Below are 17,723 nucleotides of genomic sequence, written 5' to 3' on the forward strand. Positions count from 1 at the left end.
CCAGGGCGATCGCATGTTGATGTCGTCGTGCCGCCGCGTCGGGGCTTGAAAGCCCCGCCTACCATCCTGCAGTCGCTGCGCGACGCTCCCGGCTCACCTGTCCCTGCCGTTCCCGGCGTCCGTCGCGCAGCGACGGAATGACTGTAGGCGGGGCTTTCAAGCCCCGACTGCCCGTCTTGCGACGTTCTGGGAGCACCAACGAACAGGCAATTGCCCTGCTGGGCTGAAGGCGGCACGCGCTGAAGAGCGCGTCAGTCGCCGACGAGCCGCTGGCCGCCCTTGAAGACTGCCACCACGTCACGCAGGTTGCTGATGTCGTCCAGCGGGTTCGCCTCGACCACCAGCACGTCGGCCTCCTTGCCGACCTCCAGCGTCCCGACCTTGTCCAGGATGCCGCAGGCCGCCGCCGCCGTCCGGGTGCTGGCCTGGAGGGCCTGCATCGTCGTCATGCCGCCGGCTACGCCGACCTCCATCCCCTGCCACAGCTTGCCGAACTCGATGTCGAACGGCCCGGCGTCAGAGGAGATCACCATGCGCGGCAGCATCCCCAGTTTGAGGAAGCGGCTCACGTTCTCGGCCCGACCTTCCTGCGCCGCCTCGCCCCGTGCGATGGCCTCGCGCTCGCTGGCTGCGAGCGCCGACACCCCCTCGCGCTGGAGCTTGTCCTTGAGTGTGCGGAACGCCGCGTAGCCGCTGCCCGGCAGGGTCAGGCTGGCGTAGGTGCTGGAGTTTGCCAGCCGCTTCGCCACCTCTTCGTCCCAGGCCGGCTGGTGGTTCGGCCCCTCGGCAAGGTGCTCGATCAGGTCGCCGGGGCCGTTGAACTCGGCATGCTCGATGCAGTCCAGGCCCGCCTCGACGGCGTTGGCGACAGCCTGCGTGGCGCGGCAGTGCGCCGTCGTCAGCCGCCCGTAGTAGTGCGCCGCCTCGACGGCTGTCGCCAGTTCGTGCATCTTGTAGCCCGGCAGCCCTGGATTCGTGCCGGCCGTCCCGCCGCCGCTCGCCATGATCTTGATGTGATCCGCGCCCTCCTGCACCAGCTTGCGGATCTCCTGCCAGATCTCCTCGTCGCCGTCCGCCACGCCGTTGCACCACCAGAAGTGGCCGCCCGTCGGCGTCACCGGCCGCCCGGCGATCAGCATCCGCGGCCCGATCAGCAGCCCCCGATCCATCGCGTCCCGCACCGCGAACATGATGCTGTCGCGGCAGCCGTTGTCGCGGAGGGTCGTGACGCCAGACTTGAGCATCACGTGGGCGTTGTAGGCCGCCGTCACCGCCATAAACTCGTTTGCGTTGCGAACCTCCTCCTCGTAGCGGAGGCCCGCACCGAGCAGGCTGAGGTGGCAGTGGGCATCGACCAGCCCGGGCAGGACCGTCTCGACCGGGAACTCGTAGACCGTGGCGCCCACCCGGAGCGCCTCGCGCCACGGCTCGATGGCGCCGATCTTCGAGCCGTTCAGGACGATGGCCATGTCGGACTGGGGGGCCACGCCGGTGCCGTCGATGAGCCGTCCGGCTCGGATGATGGTGCGTCCGGTCCCGATGCTCATCGTGAGCCTCCTGAAGTGGGCGTGAGGTCAGGCAGGCACAGGATACCCCGGGGCCGGGCGGTCGCGCGGCGACGCTAACACAACAGAACCGGCATGGACGACGACCAGACGGCGTCGTCCACCAGCATCAGCAGCATGCCGATGTCGAACGGCTTGGCCACGAACACCAGCGAGCCAAGCTCTGGATCGCGGAAGGCCTCATGCGCCGCCGACATCACGAGGATCGGGATGCTGCTGGTGGCCGGATCGGCGCGGCACGCACGGATCAACTGCCGGCCATCCGACTGCGGCAGCATGATGTCGCAGAGGATGGCGTCCGGCCGACGCTCGCGGATCCGCGCGAGGGCGTCCGGCACGTTCGAGGCCGTCGCGACCTCGTACCCTTCGTCGAGCAGCGCCTGCGCCACGGTGCTGCGGATGTCTAGCTCGTCTTCCACGACGAGCACGAGTTTGCGCGGCAGAGCCTGGTCGGAGTGCGCGGCGCTGGTGGTCATGGCGACCTCAGGCGAGAGTGGTGTCCGTCCGAAGTTATCCAAGAACCGTGCCAGCGCTCTTGCCCCTGACTACGTGGCTACGGCAGCGCGAGCGTGGGAAGGTACGTCGGGGGGCGGCGCGGCGGCAGCGCCTGCTCCAGCGCGTAGGCGATCCGGATCAGCGTCGGCTCGCTCCAGGCGCGGCCCATCAGCGTCAGGTTGACCGGCTGCCCGAACGGCGTGTACCCCGCCAGCATGCTGATCAGCGGGTAGCCGGCCAGCGCGGCCGGCGTTGAGCTGCCACCCAGGCGCTTCTCGCCGTTGATCTGGTCGGTCACCGCTGCCGGCGAACCGGTCGGCGCGATCAGTGCATCCAGCTCCAGGCCGTCCAGCACGGCGTCCAGGCCTTCGTCGCGCGAGAGCCGGAAGTTGCGGGCCAGCACCTCCTGGTAGCGCCAGTCGGTCAGCGGCCCCTTCTCCTCCGCCTTCTCGAACAGCTCCTGACGAAAGTACGGCATCTCTTCGGATGCGTGCGCCTCGTTGAAGGCGATCAGGTCGGCCAGGGTCCGCATCGTCGGGTGGCCGCGCTCCGCGAGGTAGGCGTTCAGGTCCGCCTTCAGCTCGTAGAGCAGCACCTCGCGGCCGGCCTCCGGCTGGGCCATCTCCCTGGCCGTCGGGATGTCGGCCGGGTCGACGATGGTCGCGCCGCACGCGCGCATCACCTCAATGGCCGCCTCGACCAGCCCATCGGTGTGCTCGCTGTAGCCGAAGTAGACGCCGCGGGCCACGCCAATGCGCGCACCCTTGAGCCCGTTCGTGTCGAGGAACTGGGCGTAGTCAGCATGCGCCCTGCCTGCGCTCGCCTCGGTGGCGCTGTCGCGCGGGTCAAGGCCGACAAGCGCACCAAGCACGATGGCCGCATCGGTCACCGTCCGCGCCAGCGGCCCGATGGTGTCCTGGGTGTGTGAGATCGGGATGACGCCCGCCCTGCTGGTCAGCCCGACGGTCGGCTTGATCCCGACGATGCCGCTGGCATTGGCCGGCGACACGATCGAGCCGTTGGTCTCGGTGCCGATGGCGGCAGCGCACAGGCTGGCGGCCGGCGCGACGCCCGAGCCGCTGCTCGATCCGCCCGGCGTGCGGTCCAGGGCGTACGGGTTGCGGCACTGGCGACCGCGCCCGCTCCAGCCGCTGGCCGACCGAGTCGACCGGAAGTTGGCCCACTCGCTCATGTTGGTCTTGCCGAGCAGGATCGCCCCGGCCGCTCGCAGCTTCGCAGCGACGGTCGCGTCCTGGGGCGGCCGGTGCCCGAGCAGCGCCAGCGAGCCGGCCGTCGTCTCCATCCCGTCTGCCGTATCGATGTTGTCTTTGAGCAGGATCGGGATGCCGTGGAGCGGCCCGCGCACGTTGCCGCCCGCCCGCTCGGCGTCGAGCGCGTCGGCGATGGCCAGGGCGTCAGGGTTCAGCTCCAGCACCGAGTGCAGCCGCCCGTCCAACTCGGCGATCCGCGCGCTGTACGCCTCGACAACCCCTCGGGATGTGACCTTGCCGTCGCGCATCCACGCCTGCAACGTCTGGACGTCGACCTCTTCGACGTTCACGCTCGACCGGCCGTCGCTCATCGTGTCCCCCGCGAGCGGTCGCGCACGGCGGCCCTCGCACCATTCGGAGTCGAGCCGTGGCCGGCCGAGTCCAGCCCTGACGCTCGCTGGCCGCCGCTGGTATCGGCAGCACTGGCCCTGTATCGTAGCCGGGCACGCCGATCAGACGAAGCTGACAGGTCGGACGGACCGGTCCGTTGGAGGACGCGCCATGTTCGAGGGATTCACGCTCACCACCATCGACACCGGCGAGGCGACCATCCGCGTCCGCCATGGTGGGAGCGGCCCGCCTCTGCTGCTGCTCCACGGCAATCCGCAGACCCACGTCATGTGGCACCGGATCGCCCCCAGGCTGGCCGAAGAGTTCACGGTGGTGGCCGCCGACATCCGTGGCTACGGCGACTCGACCAAGCCGCCCTACACCGACGACCATGCCCCCTACTCGAAGCGCGCGATGGCCCGCGATCAGGTCGAGGTGATGCGGCAGCTTGGCTTCGACTCGTTCTTCCTGGCCGGCCACGACCGGGGCGCTCGCGTCTCCTACCGCCTGACGCTCGATCACCCGGAGCGGGTCAAGAAGCTGGCCGTGCTCGACATCATCCCGACCATCGAACAGTACGCCCGCGCCGACTTCCAGTTCGGCATGCGGACGTGGCACTGGTTCTTCCTGCCGCAGCCGGCCGACATGCCGGAGCGCGCCATCAACGCCGCCCCAGAGGTCTTCTTCGCGCGTCGCCCGAACAGCTTCTGGGACCCGGAGGCCCGCGCCGACTACTGGCGCTGCTACCAGAACCCGGACACCATCCGCGCCATCTGCGAGGATTACCGGGCCGGCACGACCATCGACCTGGAGCACGACGGGGTAGACCGGGGCAAGCAGCACATCAGGTGCCCGCTGCTGGTGCTCTGGGGGGCGCGCGGCTCGCAGCCGGGCTTCGACCACCTGGCGATCTGGCGTGAGTGGGCCACCGACGTGCGCGGTCGGGGCATCGACAGCGGGCACTTCCTGGCCGAGGAGGCCCCCGAGGAGACGTACGCCGAGCTTCGCGCCTTCTTCAAGGAGGAGGAGCAGCGGGCCTGAGGTACAATCCCGACTCCTATGCCCCAGAAGTCGCGCACGGCAGCGAAGCGCGCCGACGCCGCCAACGAGGCGGACGGCGTCAAGGTGAGCCAGGTCCGCGCCCAGTACGATGCCCTCAAGCGGCAGCACCCGGGCCGCGTGCTGCTGTTCCAGCTTGGCGACTTCTACGAGACGTTCGAGGCCGACGCCGCCATTGTGGCCCGCGTCTGCGACATCACGCTGACCTCGCGTGAGCTGAGCCGTGGGGATCGGGTGGCGCTGGCCGGCGTCCCGATCCACCGCGCCGCCCCGCACATCGGGAAGCTGATCGCGGCAGGCTACCACGTCGCCATCTGCGATCAGGTCAGCGAGCCGGGCAAGGGGCTGGTCGAGCGGGCCGTCACCCGGGTGGTGACGCCCGGCACCGTGGCCGAGCCGGGCCTGGTCTCGCCGCACGAGAACAACCTGATTGTCGCGCTGGCCCAGGGAAAGTGGGGCGTCGGGCTGGCCGCCGCCGACGTGACGACCGGCGAGCTACAGACGACCGTTGTCGAGGGTGACGGACCGCACACCGATGTGCTGCTCTCGGCCGAGCTGCAGCGGCTCGCGCCGGCCGAGTGCCTGATCATAGAGGGGGCGTCGTTCGGGCGGGCGGGCGGCGTCCCGCTGCCGGGCCACACGACCACGCTCCCGCCGGCCCGCTTCGAAGCGGGCGCCGCCACCGACGCGCTGCGCCGCCTGTTCAGGGTCGGGTCGTTGGACGGCTACGGGCTGGTCGCCGATTCGCCGGCCCTCGGCGCGCTCGGGGCGCTGGTCGGCTACGTCGGCGAGATGGATCACCGGCTGCTGGCCTCCCTCCGCGAGCCGACCGCGTACCTCGTCGGGTCGCACCTTGCCCTCGACCCGGTCACGCGCAGGAATCTCGAATTGACCCGCACCGCCCGGCACGGGCAGTCGCGCGGCAGCCTCCTGCACGCCGTCGACCGTACCCGCACCCCGATGGGCGCCCGCCGCTTGCGTCGCCTGCTCGGGCAGCCGCTGGTGGACCGCGAGCGTCTCGACGCGCGGCTGGACGCCGTCGAGCGGCTGATGGAGGACGGGCAGCGGCGGGCACGCCTCCGTGGCATCCTGGCCCGCCTGGGCGACCTCGAACGGCTGATCGGGCGGATCCGGCAGGCGACGGCCACACCCCGCGAGGTGATGGTGCTGGCCGGCGCGCTGCGGCTGCTGCCAGGGCTGCCGGCCGAGCTTGGCGAGGACGTCCAGGCCGGCGGGCTGCTCGCCGCGCTGGCCGAGGCCATCGACGCCTGCCCGAAGCTGGCCGAGACCGTCGAGCAGACCCTGGCCGATCCTGGCGGCCCGCGCATCATCCGGCCGGGCCACAGCCGCGAGCTTGACGATCTGGTGGACGGGATGGCCGAAGCCCGGCACTGGCTGGCCCAGCTCGAGCGCCGCGAGCGCGAGCGAACCGGCATCCGCTCGCTGCGGGTCGGGTTCAACCGGGTCTTTGGCTACTACCTGGAGGTCACGCGCCCGAACCTCGCAGCCGTGCCCGCCGACTACCAGCGGCGGCAGTCGCTGGTCTCGGCCGAGCGCTTTGTCACGCCGGAGCTGAAAGAGCGTGAAGCGCTGATCCTGACGGCCGAGACGCGCGTCGAGGAGTTGGAGACGGAGCTGTTCCAGGCGCTGCTTCGCAAGATCGCCGAGCAGGCCGCGCCGGTGGTCGAGAGCGTGGAGGCGGTGGCCGATCTCGACGTACTGGCCGCCCTGGCGGACGTGGCGGCCGACCGTGGCTGGTGTCGCCCCCACTTCGTGGACGACGACGAACTGACGATCCGTGGAGGCCGACACCCCGTGCTGGAGGCGATGCTGCCCGGCGGCGACATCGTCCCGAACGACTGCCGCGTCGGCGGGGCGGCCGTCGCGGGTGATGGCGTCGGAAGCATGCCCGGCGGCGCGACAGGTCACGGCCGGCTGCTGATCGTGACCGGCCCGAACATGGGCGGCAAGTCGACCTATCTCCGGATGGTGGCGCTGGTGGTCTTGCTGGCGCAGGTCGGCTCGTTCGTGCCAGCCGACGAAGCGCACATCGGGCTGGCCGACCGGCTGTTCACGCGCATCGGCTCCGAAGACGATCTCACGGCCGGCGCCAGCACCTTCCTGGTCGAGATGGCCGAGACGGCGAGCATTCTGCGGCAGGCCACGCCGCGCAGCCTCGTGGTGCTGGACGAGGTCGGGCGGGGGACCAGCACCCACGACGGCCTCTGCATCGCGCAGGCGGTGCTGGAGCACCTGCACGACGAGGTCGGCGCGCGGACGCTCTTCGCCACCCATTTCCACGAGTTGACGACGCTCGCAGAGTCGCTCTCGGCGGTCCGCAACGTGACGGTCGCCGTGGACGAGCGCAACGGCCAGTTGGCGTTCCTCTACCGCGTGCAGCCGGGGGCCGCCGACCGCAGCTACGGCGTCCAGGTCGCCCGGCTGGCCGGGTTGCCGGCCAGCGTCACCGAGCGTGCGGCGGCCCTGCTGGCCCTCCGCGAGGCCGGCTGGTCCGACCCGCTGCTGTCGGACGACGGGCCGGTGGCGTTGCGGCCAGAAGACAGCCAGGATGACCTCACCCCGCCAGCCACGAGGGATAACTTCACCCCCCAGCCTCCTCTTCCACGAACGATGGAGCCTCTCGGCTTCGCCGCCTCTCCAGATCGGCGCGGAGAGGGGGAGGATTGGCAGCCTGCGGCTCACTTTTCGATGCCGCAGGATGGAGCGGGCAGCCTCACAAGTGCCGCTGAGCGCCCTTTGGAGCATGATGACTACCTGGCGAATACCCTCCCCCCTCTCCGCGCCGGAGATGATGCCGGCGGAGCCGATAGTTGCGCCGCGCAGCGGGGCTGGGGGGGTGAGGTCTCCCCGGCCGCAAGGGGTGAGGTTCCCTCGGCGCTGGGTGCTGAGGCCGCTCCGACACCGACAGACGGGATCTCCCCGGCCGCCCGCCAACTGCTCGCCCACCTGCTTGGCCTCGATCTCGGCAACCTGACCCCGCTCCAGGCCCTCAACCTGCTGCACCGCTGGCAAACCGACGCCCGCGCGGCGGTGCCCTGGCGTGACTGGCTCTCCAGCCTGGCGAACGGCGGGCTGCCACAACCGGAGGATCGGTGATCGAGCCGGCCCCGTCGGGCGTGCCCGGGCCGCCCCGCATCCGCGTCCTCCCTCCCGAGATCGCGGAGCGGATCGCAGCCGGCGAGGTCGTCGAGCGGCCGGTCTCGGTCGTCAAGGAGCTGATCGACAACTCGCTGGACGCCGGGGCCGCGGATATCCGCATCGACATCGAGGGCGGCGGCCTCACCCTGATCCGCGTGGCCGACGACGGCCACGGCATCGCCCCGGATCAGCTTGAGCTGGCGTTCCAGCGCCACGCCACCTCCAAGATCGACGACGTGCGCGACCTGCTGGAGATCGCCACGCTCGGCTTCCGAGGCGAGGCGCTCCCGAGCATCGCCGCCGTGGCCGAGGTGGACGTCGCCAGCAGCGTGGACGACGATGGCCGCGCCGTGACGGTTGGGATTCGCGCGGGGAAGGTCCAGCGACGCGGCACGCGGGGCCGGCCGCGCGGCACGACTGTCTGGGTCCGCAACCTGTTCCAGCCGATCCCGGCCCGCCTGAAGTTCACCCGCAACCCGCGCGTCGAGTCGTCCGCCATCAGCCAGCTGGTCCGCCGCTACGCCCTGGCCCGCCCGGAGGTCCGCTTCGCCCTGACGTTGGACAGCCACGCGTCGCTCAAGACCAGCGGGAGCGGCCGGCTGGAGACGACGCTCGCCGAGGTGCTCGGGCCAGAGGTGGCGGCGTGCCTGCTGCCGCTGCCCGAGCGAACGGTGGGGGCAGGCCGGCTGACTGGCTACGTCAGCGCCCCGGGCCTCAGCCGTCCAAACCGGCAGTCCTGCATCGTCTTCGTGAACCGGCGCTGGGTGGCCGTGCCAGTGTTGCAGCAGGCGCTCGAAGCGGCCTACCGTCCACTGCTGCCGCCGGGCCGCCACCCGATTGTCGTGCTGTACGTCGAGGTGCCGCCGGGCGCGGTGGACGTGAACGTCCATCCGTCGAAGGCCGAGGTCAAGCTGCTCTGGGAAGCGGACCTCGCGGCGGCGGTGAGTGACGCCGTCAAGGACGTGATCGGCCGAAGTCCGCGCCGCCCGGACGACGAGCAGGACTTTGCGCTGGCAGCCACCCAGTACAAGCTGCCGACGCCCTCCCGGCGGGGCACCCTGGCGGCCGAACGCGGCCCGGGCCTCTGGGAGCTTGACGCCGCCACACCGACGCTGGGGCTGAAGCTGATCGGCCAGCACGGCAACACCGTCCTGCTGGCCGAGGGGCGCGGCGGCCTCTACGTGGTCGATCAGCACCGCGCCCACGAGCGCATCATCTACGAGCAGTTGAGCGCCCGCTACGCCGCCCAGGTTGCGCTCGACGCCGAGGACGGTGGCGCTGACGCGGGCGCAGCCGCCAACGCCCAGTACCTGCTGGAGCCGATCGTCATGGAGATGCCGCCCGGCCGCGCCGAGATCATCGGGGATCGGCTGGCGGCGCTCGAAGCGCTCGGCTTCTCCTGCGAGCGGTTCGGCGGCCACAGCTTCCTGATCCGCTCCACCCCGGACGTCCCCGACGCCACCCAGCGGGCCACCCTTGAGGAAGTCCTGGAGGAGGCGTCCGACCAGCGCGACGACTGGCGCGAGCGGCTGCTGATCCGCCTCGCCTGCCGCTCGGCGATCCGCCGGGGCCGCCAGTTGACCCTGCCCGAAGCGACTCGCCTGCTGGATCAGCTCAGCCGCGCCGCCACGCCGGCCGTCTGCCCGCACGGCGCGCCGATTGTCCTGCACTTCGGCCGCAAGTTTCTGGAGCGTCAGTTCGCCTGGTAGTGGTATCCTCGGGGTACGGCTCTGCCGGCCCGAGAGTTTTCGCTCCCTGCCGCAACTGCGAGCGCGGCAGCACGTTGAAGGACGCTGGAACGACTCCTCTGCTCGCCGCGATCGCGGGTCACACTGGGTGACGTTCTGACGAAAACTGCAGGTTGGAGATTTGCCCGGCCTATCTGGCACGGCCTAGAATCAATCCTGGGAGAGACCAGATCGGATCGACGGGCCGAACGCGGCCCGGCCCTGGCGCTTGAAGGCCCGAACGCTCCCGTATTTTTCCGACCAGGGCGCCCACTGCGACGGTGACCGTGTCAACTGCTGTTGCGCGCGTTCAAGAGTCGCTTCGAGGAGGAAGACCGCCGGTGAAGGTGGCCGCGCAAGAGATCGAGAACAGCCAGGTCGTCCTGGATATCGAAGTTGAGGACGAGCGGCTGGAGCGTGCTGTCGACCAGGCGTACCGCCGCATCGTGCAGCGCATCAACGTGCCGGGCTTCCGCAAGGGGAAGGCGCCCAGGGCGCTCGTCGAGCGGATGGTTGGCCGCGAGGCGCTGGTAGAGGATGCCGTCGAGCAACTGGTTCCCCAGGTGGTCGAGGACGCCGTCAAGCAGCAAGAGCTCAAGATGGTCGCGCGGCCGAGCCTGGAGGTCGTGAGCACCCAGCCGCTGCAAGTCAAGGCGACGGTCCCCGTCCAGCCGAAGGTCGAGCTTGGGGACTACAAGTCCCTGAGCATCGAGGCCACCCCGGCCGAGGTGACCGACGAGCAGGTGGACCGCGTCGTTTCGCGGCTCCAGGAGTCGAACGCGACGTTCGAGCCGGCCGAGCGAGCCGTCGAGCTGACGGACCGCATCTCCATCGACATCCTCGCCAGGGCCGGCGAGACGACGATCATGGAGAGCAAGGACGCCGAGTACGTCGTGGACCCGGAGGGGCCGCAGCCGGCCGAGGGCTTCGCCGAGGCGCTCGTCGGGCAGCAGCCTGAGGAGACCAAGACCTACACCCTCAAGCTCCCTGAGGATCACCGCAACACCGAGCTGGCCGGCCAGGACGCCGAGTTCACCATCACGGTCAACTGGGTCAAGGCCAAGATCCTGCCGCCGCTGGACGACGATTTCGCCTCCGTCGTCGGGACCGAGTTCGAGTCGATGGACGCTCTGCGCGGCGCCATCCGCGAGAACCTGAGCGCCCGCGAGGAGCACGAGCGGCGGATGGCCCACGAGGAGCAGGTCGTCAACGCGGTGGTCGAGCAGGCCTCCGTAGACCTCCCGCCGCAGCTTGTCGAGGAAGAGGCCGGACGCCAGGTTCAGCAGCTCGCGCAGAACATGGAGCGCCAGGGCATCCCGTTGTCGACGTATCTTCGTTTCACTCAGAAGACGGAGGAGCAGTTCCGGGCTGAGATGATGGCCCAGGCTGAGCGAAGCGTCCGACGGAGTGAAGTTCTGAACGCAGTGGCCCTGGCTGAGGGTATCGACGTCACCGACGACGAGATCCGCGAGCAGCTGACCCTTTCGCTGGACGATTCCAACGAAAGCCGCCGGCTGATTCGCGACTCGATGCGGAATCCGATGGTCCGAGAGCGCATGGCGGCGTCCATGCGGCGCGATCGAGCCGTCCGCTTCCTGCTGGAGACCGTTGGCGGCGTTGACTTTGCCGCGTTGGAGGCCGAGGCCGCCGCCGAGGCGCAGGCCCTCGAGGAGGCCGCCGACGACGTGGTGCTGGCTGATCCGGTCGACGACGCGGTTGACGCGGTCGAGATCGACGAGCTGGTGGAAGAGACTGTCGAGGAGCTCAAGGCCGAACTGGCCGAGGCTGAGGCAGTCGAAGGCGCCGGCTCAGACGCCGAGGGCAAGCCCCGCGACGCTTCTGGAGACACATCCGCATGACCCCACATCTCCGTTTCCTGTCCCATCCTCGCGTCGCACCGGCCCCGGAGATCTCGTGGCTCGGTGCGGATATGCGGGACAGCGTGGCGCCGCCCCTGACCCTCTCGTCGGCTCAGCTTGACCGCACGATCGACCAGGTCGTGCCGATGGTCATCGAGCAGACGAACCGGGGTGAGCGGGCGTACGACATCTTCTCGCTGCTGCTCAAGGAGCGCATCATCTTCCTGGGCACCGGCATTGACGACCAGATTGCCAACCTGATCATCGCGCAGCTCCTGTTCCTGGCCCGCGAGGACCCGGACAAGGACATCACCCTGTACATCAACAGTCCCGGCGGCTACGTCAACGCCGGGCTGGCGATCTACGACACGATGCAGCTGATCCAGCCGGACGTCTCCACGACGTGCGTCGGGATGGCCGCGTCGATGGGCGCGGTGCTGCTCTGTGGCGGCGCGAAGAACAAGCGCTATTCGCTGCCGAACTCCACGATCATGATCCACCAGGCGGCTGGCGGCTTCGAGGGCACGGCCGCGGACATCGAGATCCGCGCCCGGGAGATCCTCCGGCTGCAGCAGCGCCTCAAGGAGATCATCTCGTTCCACAGCGGCCAGGACATCGAGCAGGTGGCCCGCGATATGGACCGCGACTTCTTCATGAGCGCGGAGGCAGCCAAGGAATACAAGCTGGTCGACGAGATCATCGGAACCACGCCGGTGTCGACCGGCTCGGGTGGCGCGGACGGCGCCGCATCATGAATTCTCGGTCGGTGCCACGAGCCGTGACGCCGCGGTCTGCCTGGGCGTGCGCCCCGTCAGGCCGCGCGGCGTCGTCCGGTTGGGCGACGACGGTCAAGGGGGTTTGAGGGGATGGCGAACACCCGCGGCGCTCGCGGTCAGTACCATTGCTCCTTCTGCGGTAAAAGTCAGGACCAGGTTCGGCGGCTGATTGCCGGTCCTGGCGCCGTCTACATTTGCGACGAGTGCGTCGATCTCTGCCGAGAGATCATCGACGAGGAGTCAGCCCCGCCGACCAAGGCCAAGGTGCCGATGGCGAAGCTGCCGACCCCGAAGAAGATCTACGAGCAGCTCAATGCTTACGTAGTGGGCCAGGACCGCGCCAAGAAGGTGCTGTCCGTGGCGGTCTACAACCACTACAAGCGCGTCGGCGCGGGCATGCAGGTCGACGATGTCGAGCTGCAGAAGAGCAACATCCTGCTCGTCGGACCGACCGGCTGTGGCAAGACCCTGCTGGCGCAGACCCTCGCGCGGATCATCGACGTGCCGTTCTGCATCGCGGACGCCACGGCCCTGACCGAGGCGGGCTACGTCGGCGAGGATGTCGAGAACATCCTGCTCCGGCTGATCCAGGCCGCCGACTTCGACATCGCGCGGGCCGAGCGTGGCATCGTCTACATCGACGAGATCGACAAGATCGCCCGCAAGGGTGACAACCCGTCGATCACCCGTGACGTCTCGGGCGAGGGCGTGCAGCAGGCGCTCCTCAAGATCATCGAGGGGACCGTTGCGAACGTGCCGCCGCAGGGTGGCCGCAAGCACCCGCACCAGGACTTCATCCAGATCAACACCACGAACATCCTGTTCATCTGCGGCGGGGCGTTCGAGGGGCTGGAGCAGATCGTCGGATCCCGCATCGGCTCCAAGCGGATGATGGGCTTCAACAGCGAGCGCCGCACCGACGCCGACCTGGCGGAGATCTACCGCTCGCTGACCTCGGACGACCTGCTCAAGTACGGGCTGATCCCCGAATTCGTCGGCCGCCTGCCGGTCACGGTCAGCATCGATCCGCTCCTGAAGGAGGATCTGATGCGCATCCTGACCGAGCCGCGCAACGCGATCACGAAGCAGTACTCCAAGTTCCTCTCGCTGGACAAGGTCGAGCTGGTGTTCCAGGACGACGCCCTCGAGGCGGCGGCCGAGAAGGCGCTGGAGCTGCGGACGGGCGCACGCGGTCTGCGGACGATCATCGAGGAAGTGCTCCTCGACGTGATGTACGAGATCCCGTCGCGCAACGACATCCGCAAGTGCATCATCACGGCGGACGTGATCAAGAACGGCAAGACGCCGCAGCTGCTGGCGCGGTCGGAGCGCCCGATCGACATGGCCGAGCTGCGGGAGGACCAGCCCGCGTAGGGGCGAGTTATCAGTCGTCAGTTCTCAGTCAAGAGCTGTCAGAGGGGGCGGGTGTGTCACGCGAGACGCACCCGCTCCCTTTTGCGCTGGGTGCCCTCTCCCCAACCCCTCCACCTCGCATGAGAGCGAGGAGAAGAACGGGTCAGGCCCGGGTGGGGAAGAGGCGCGCCAGCAGCAGCCCGGCCTCGTAGAAGAGGTAGAGCGGCGCGGCGACTACCAGCATCGTCAGGATGTCAGGCGTCGGCGTAGCCAGCGCCGCCAGAATGACGGCGACCAGCAAGGCGTACGGGCGCAGCTTCGTGAGTCGTTCCATCCCGACCACCTCCATGCCCCCGAGTGTGCGTACCCAGAATGGCAGTTGAACTGCTACCCCACTAAGACATACCAGGTGGAGGCCAAGGATCCCGAGACTGGTCATCGACATGCGGTATCGCCAGTGATTCAGGTCATGGTTCCAACTCACATGCGCAGCGAGAATGGGAACCACGATGATGAAGGCGAAGGCCGCTCCGAAGACGAAGGCGACAGTTAGGCCTATTGCCGTACCCCATCGACGGAACCGGCCCCTCGCATTCCCGAGTGCGATGACGAGTCCCAGGATCTGCGCGATAAGGACTGGCTGTGCCATGGCCAGCGCGGAGACAGCGGCGACGTACACGTACGCCCGTAGCCATTCTTCTTGAGAATCGTGTGAGATGACAAACCAGACCGTAGAGAGCACCTGAAGGAGATCGCCTGCAAGCGAGTGTTGGTCCCACCCGCGTGGAATCGGCCAGCATACCAGGACGAACGCCACCAGGTAGCTGCCCAGGCAGATGAGGACGCGTCGGAGTGCATCCCGCGTTAGCTCGTTCATCGACGTGACGTCTTCGGGCGGATCAATGACGGGCCTGCTCATCAACTGCTTTGACCTACGGCCCCGACGCTGCCAGCCGGAATGAGTCTTGCCAGCAGCAGCCCGGCCTCGTAGAAGAGGTAGAGCGGCACGGCTACGAGCATCATCGACAGCGGATCAGTGCTCGGCGTCACCAGCGCCGCGACGATCACCGTCCCCAGCAGCAGGTATCGTCGTGACCGCTCCAACGTTCGTCTACTCGTGATCTCCAGACGTACAAGCACGGCCGGCCAGCCCGGCAACTGGAACGCCAGCCCGACCAGGAAGGTCAATCCGGCAACGAAGAGGACTTCATCGGCGGTGTTGATGCCCGCCATGATGAAGTGGGCGATGGGACTGACGCCGGACCGTACCCAGAGCAGATGCGGGGATGATGGAACGGACAGTGCGATGGCGATAGACTGCGTAGTAGAGCCGTCGGTGACGTACGGCACGGGCAGCAAGGCCACCAGAAGACCAGCGAACAGCGCGGCCGCACAGATGGCAATCCGCCAGCGGACCCGTCGATCCGATGTGGGCTCATCCCGGGCGGCGTACAGGTCCGCGCACGTCAACTTGTCCACAAGTGGCCTCGTAGCAGAGATCGCCGGCGGCCCGAGCGCGCACCGCACAGGGGCAGCGGTTCCCAATACCGCCCAGTTTACGGCACGCGGACCACAATCGCGGCGTTGACCATCAGGATCGCGTCGATGCGGTCCCCAAACTCCGGCCGGAACGCCTCGCCGACCGGCAGCAGGCCGCCCGGCTGCACCATTACGTTGACCGTCCCAATCGGGAACTGGGCCTTGACCTGCTCCACATCCACCGGGCCGGTCTCCGGCGGCGCGCCGATGGTCACATCCACCATCACCGTGGACATATCCGTCACACCAGCCACCTGCCGCAACCCCGGCAACGAGACATGCTGAAACGCATTCCGAACGGCCCGCACAGCGGCCTTCGTCGGATCCTGCCCGTGCAGGTCAACCCCAGTCCCCAGCTCGACGCAGAACGTACGCATGACTCTCTCCACACCGCTCTCATCGGTCGTTCCTCAGTGTAGCCGTGATCTGTCGGGGGCTGAAGCCCCCGGCTACAGTCATTCAGTCGCTCCGCGACGTTGGGCGGGGTGGCCGTCGAGCACGGGAGGCGTCGCGCAGCGACAGCACGACGGTAGGCGGGGGTTTCAACCCCCGACCCCGAGCTGCGGTTCTGGTCCCAACACCCTCGCTGTGCCGCCCAGCACACCGGCCATCAGCCCCAGCACGGTATGTTGTTCCTACCACCAAACGCCGCGTATACTTCGAGAGGCGGCTGCCCGCAGCCGCTCTTTTTGTGCTCGCAACCGAGCGTGACGAGCCTCGCTCCCGTGCTCGCGCGAGACCCGCTCTTGAACAACTTTGAGGTGCCGAGATGATCGGGGAGAATGTCGCGCAACTGCTGCAAGCTCCCGTCGGCACGAGTCGCTCGTATCGCCTGGACGAGGACGAGCCGCTTCTGGCCGAGGAACTCGGGCTCGTCAGCCCGATTGTCGGCACGCTGAAGCTCACCCGCACCAACCACGGGATTCTGGCTGAGGCCCGCTACTCCGTCGACATCGAGCAGGAGTGCGGCCGGTGTCTGGAGCCAGCCCGTGACACGATCCAGAGCGAGTTGAGCGAGGAGTTCCTGCCCTGCCTCAACATCGTCACCGGCACGCCGGTCAACATCGAGGCCGATCCCGAGGCGCCGCGCCTGACCGCCAACCACGAGCTTGACCTGACCGAAAGCCTCCGCCAGGACATCGTGGTGCAGACACCGCTCCAGCCACTCTGCCGCCCGGACTGCCCCGGCCTCTGCCCACAGTGCGGGGCGGAGCTTAGCGCAGGCGCGTGCGCCTGCGACGGGGACGACGCGCCCCTCTCGGACAACCCACAACTGAGCCGCCTGGGTGAGTTGCTCAAAGCGCAGCTTCCCCCAGGCTCATAGCTTCCGTCGCGTAGACGGTATCATTCGCACCCGAACACTCATCGACCCCTGCACACCGAAGGAGCACGCTCATGGGCGCCCTGCCAAAGAAGAAGGTCAGCCGCATGCATCGCGGCCATCGCCGCCACCACCTCGCCATCACCCTGCCCACGCTGATGGACTGCCCGCAGTGCAATCAGAAGAAGCTGACGCACGTCGTCTGCCCGTCCTGCGGCACCTACAACGGCCACCAGGTGCTGACCATCAAGGAGAAGCGGCTCCAGGCCGAGTAGGGGTCCAGGCCGAGCAGGCACGCCAGGCCGATACGCGGTCAGCGGCCTGAGACAGGCTGCACGCCTTGTCCCATGAGCGCGATGCCGGGCCACGCTGGCCCGGACTGCTGCATGGGCGAGAACACCAGGCAGCCAGCAGGGCACGGGAGGGGTAGCGCGCCATGTCCACCAACGGCGACCAGTTTCTGGATTCGATCATGCCGAAGCCGGCGCCGGCTCCACGCCTTCTGACCAGCTTGCACGGCAAGGTTGCGCTGGTCACTGGCGGCTCGCGGGGCATCGGCCGGGCCGTGGCGATCCGTCTGGCGCAGGCCGGCGCGAAGGTCTCCTTCAACTACAAGAGCAACCACGAGGCCGCGCAGGACGTCCTGGGCGAGCTGAAGGGCGGCGGCGCGCACGCGATGGCCGTGGCCGGCGACGTCGGCGTGCAGGCCGACGTAGACCGACTGGTCTCCTCGACGCTCCAGGCGTTCGGGCAGATCGACATCCTGGTCAACAACGCCGGCATCACGCGGGACACCCTCCTGATGCGGATGTCCGAAGAGGACTGGGACGCCGTCATCGACACCAACCTCAAGAGCACGTTCCTGGTGACCAAGGCCGTGCTGCGGGGGATGGTGCGCCAGCGGTCCGGCCGGATCGTCAATATCACGTCGGTGTCGGGGCTGCTCGGGAACGCCGGCCAGTCCAACTACGCCGCCTCCAAGGCCGGCATGATCGGCTTCACGCGGTCGGTCGCCCGCGAGGTCGCCTCGCGCGGCATCACCGTCAACGCGGTGGCCCCCGGCTTCATCGAGACGGACATCTGGACCGGCGTCAGCGAGGAGGCCCGCAAGGCGATCCTCAACATGGCGCCGCTCGGCTACATCGGGAAGCCAGAGGACGTAGCCGAGGCCGTCGCGTTCCTGGCATCGGACGCCGCCCGCTACATCACCGGCCAGACGCTGAACGTCGACGGCGGCCTGGTGATGAGCTAGGCCCCGCGGCCACTCAC

Annotated in this window: 15 protein-coding genes; 9 read left to right on the top strand and 6 right to left on the bottom strand. The window is 68.7% G+C overall.

Translation table 11 applies throughout. The features are described from left to right. Positions 1 to 251 precede the first annotated feature (251 nt). The 3 genes from IT306_06800 to IT306_06810 form a co-directional block, all read right to left on the bottom strand. The gene (locus tag IT306_06800) at positions 252 to 1,547 is read right to left on the bottom strand and encodes an amidohydrolase family protein (protein MCC7368110.1); all 1,296 of its coding nucleotides are present in this window, start codon (positions 1,545 to 1,547) and stop codon (positions 252 to 254) included. Between the two features lie 74 nt (positions 1,548 to 1,621). Beyond that, a complete protein-coding gene (locus tag IT306_06805) occupies positions 1,622 to 2,041 on the bottom strand; it encodes a response regulator (protein MCC7368111.1) in 420 nt (139 codons plus the stop codon). Between the two features lie 77 nt (positions 2,042 to 2,118). Next, the gene (locus tag IT306_06810; GenBank protein ID MCC7368112.1) at positions 2,119 to 3,642 is read right to left on the bottom strand and encodes an amidase; all 1,524 of its coding nucleotides are present in this window, start codon (positions 3,640 to 3,642) and stop codon (positions 2,119 to 2,121) included. A gap of 190 nt (positions 3,643 to 3,832) precedes the next feature. On the opposite strand from IT306_06810, the gene IT306_06815 reads away from it, so the two are divergent. The 6 genes from IT306_06815 (at position 3,833) to clpX (ending at position 13,615) form a co-directional block, all read left to right on the top strand. Then, entirely contained in the window at positions 3,833 to 4,702 is an 870-nt protein-coding gene (locus IT306_06815; GenBank protein MCC7368113.1) for an alpha/beta hydrolase, read from the top strand. Positions 4,703 to 4,720: 18 nt separating this feature from the next. After that, positions 4,721 to 7,837 carry a DNA mismatch repair protein MutS gene (gene mutS, locus IT306_06820; GenBank protein MCC7368114.1) on the top strand — a complete coding sequence of 1,039 codons (3,117 nt, stop codon included), beginning with the start codon at positions 4,721 to 4,723 and terminating at the stop codon, positions 7,835 to 7,837. After that, positions 7,834 to 9,588 carry a DNA mismatch repair endonuclease MutL gene (gene mutL, locus IT306_06825; GenBank protein ID MCC7368115.1) on the top strand — a complete coding sequence of 585 codons (1,755 nt, stop codon included), beginning with the start codon at positions 7,834 to 7,836 and terminating at the stop codon, positions 9,586 to 9,588. The genes mutS and mutL overlap by 4 nt, the downstream gene beginning before the upstream one ends. A 359-nt stretch (positions 9,589 to 9,947) precedes the next feature. Next, positions 9,948 to 11,465 (top strand): trigger factor, encoded by a 1,518-nt coding sequence (gene tig / locus IT306_06830; GenBank protein ID MCC7368116.1) that lies wholly within the window; start codon positions 9,948 to 9,950, stop codon positions 11,463 to 11,465. 71 nt (positions 11,466 to 11,536) lie between these two features. After that, positions 11,537 to 12,220: an ATP-dependent Clp protease proteolytic subunit gene (locus IT306_06835; GenBank protein MCC7368117.1), complete on the top strand. Its 684-nt coding sequence runs from the start codon at positions 11,537 to 11,539 to the stop codon at positions 12,218 to 12,220. Between the two features lie 111 nt (positions 12,221 to 12,331). Next, positions 12,332 to 13,615: an ATP-dependent Clp protease ATP-binding subunit ClpX gene (gene clpX, locus IT306_06840; GenBank protein ID MCC7368118.1), complete on the top strand. Its 1,284-nt coding sequence runs from the start codon at positions 12,332 to 12,334 to the stop codon at positions 13,613 to 13,615. A gap of 142 nt (positions 13,616 to 13,757) precedes the next feature. Here the strand turns inward: clpX and IT306_06845 are convergent, their stop codons facing one another. The 3 genes from IT306_06845 to IT306_06855 form a co-directional block, all read right to left on the bottom strand. After that, positions 13,758 to 14,513: a twin-arginine translocase subunit TatC gene (locus IT306_06845; protein MCC7368119.1), complete on the bottom strand. Its 756-nt coding sequence runs from the start codon at positions 14,511 to 14,513 to the stop codon at positions 13,758 to 13,760. Next, complete coding sequence (locus tag IT306_06850) at positions 14,513 to 15,073, bottom strand: twin-arginine translocase subunit TatC (GenBank protein MCC7368120.1); 561 nt, start codon at positions 15,071 to 15,073, stop codon at positions 14,513 to 14,515. The genes IT306_06845 and IT306_06850 overlap by 1 nt, the downstream gene beginning before the upstream one ends. A gap of 77 nt (positions 15,074 to 15,150) precedes the next feature. Next, positions 15,151 to 15,510, bottom strand: a complete 360-nt coding sequence (locus IT306_06855; GenBank protein MCC7368121.1) for a Lin0512 family protein — start codon at positions 15,508 to 15,510, stop codon at positions 15,151 to 15,153. A 392-nt stretch (positions 15,511 to 15,902) separates the two neighbouring features. On the opposite strand from IT306_06855, the gene IT306_06860 reads away from it, so the two are divergent. The 3 genes from IT306_06860 (at position 15,903) to fabG (ending at position 17,706) form a co-directional block, all read left to right on the top strand. Beyond that, on the top strand, positions 15,903 to 16,457 hold the full coding sequence (locus tag IT306_06860) for a DUF177 domain-containing protein (protein ID MCC7368122.1): 555 nt from the start codon (positions 15,903 to 15,905) through the stop codon (positions 16,455 to 16,457). A 71-nt stretch (positions 16,458 to 16,528) separates the two neighbouring features. Further along, a complete protein-coding gene (gene rpmF, locus IT306_06865; GenBank protein ID MCC7368123.1) occupies positions 16,529 to 16,729 on the top strand; it encodes a 50S ribosomal protein L32 in 201 nt (66 codons plus the stop codon). A 197-nt stretch (positions 16,730 to 16,926) separates the two neighbouring features. Further along, complete coding sequence (gene fabG, locus IT306_06870) at positions 16,927 to 17,706, top strand: 3-oxoacyl-[acyl-carrier-protein] reductase (GenBank protein ID MCC7368124.1); 780 nt, start codon at positions 16,927 to 16,929, stop codon at positions 17,704 to 17,706. Positions 17,707 to 17,723 lie beyond the last annotated feature (17 nt).

Source organism: Chloroflexota bacterium (genome assembly GCA_020850535.1).
Taxonomy (GTDB): Bacteria; Chloroflexota; UBA6077; order UBA6077; family JACCZL01; genus JADZEM01.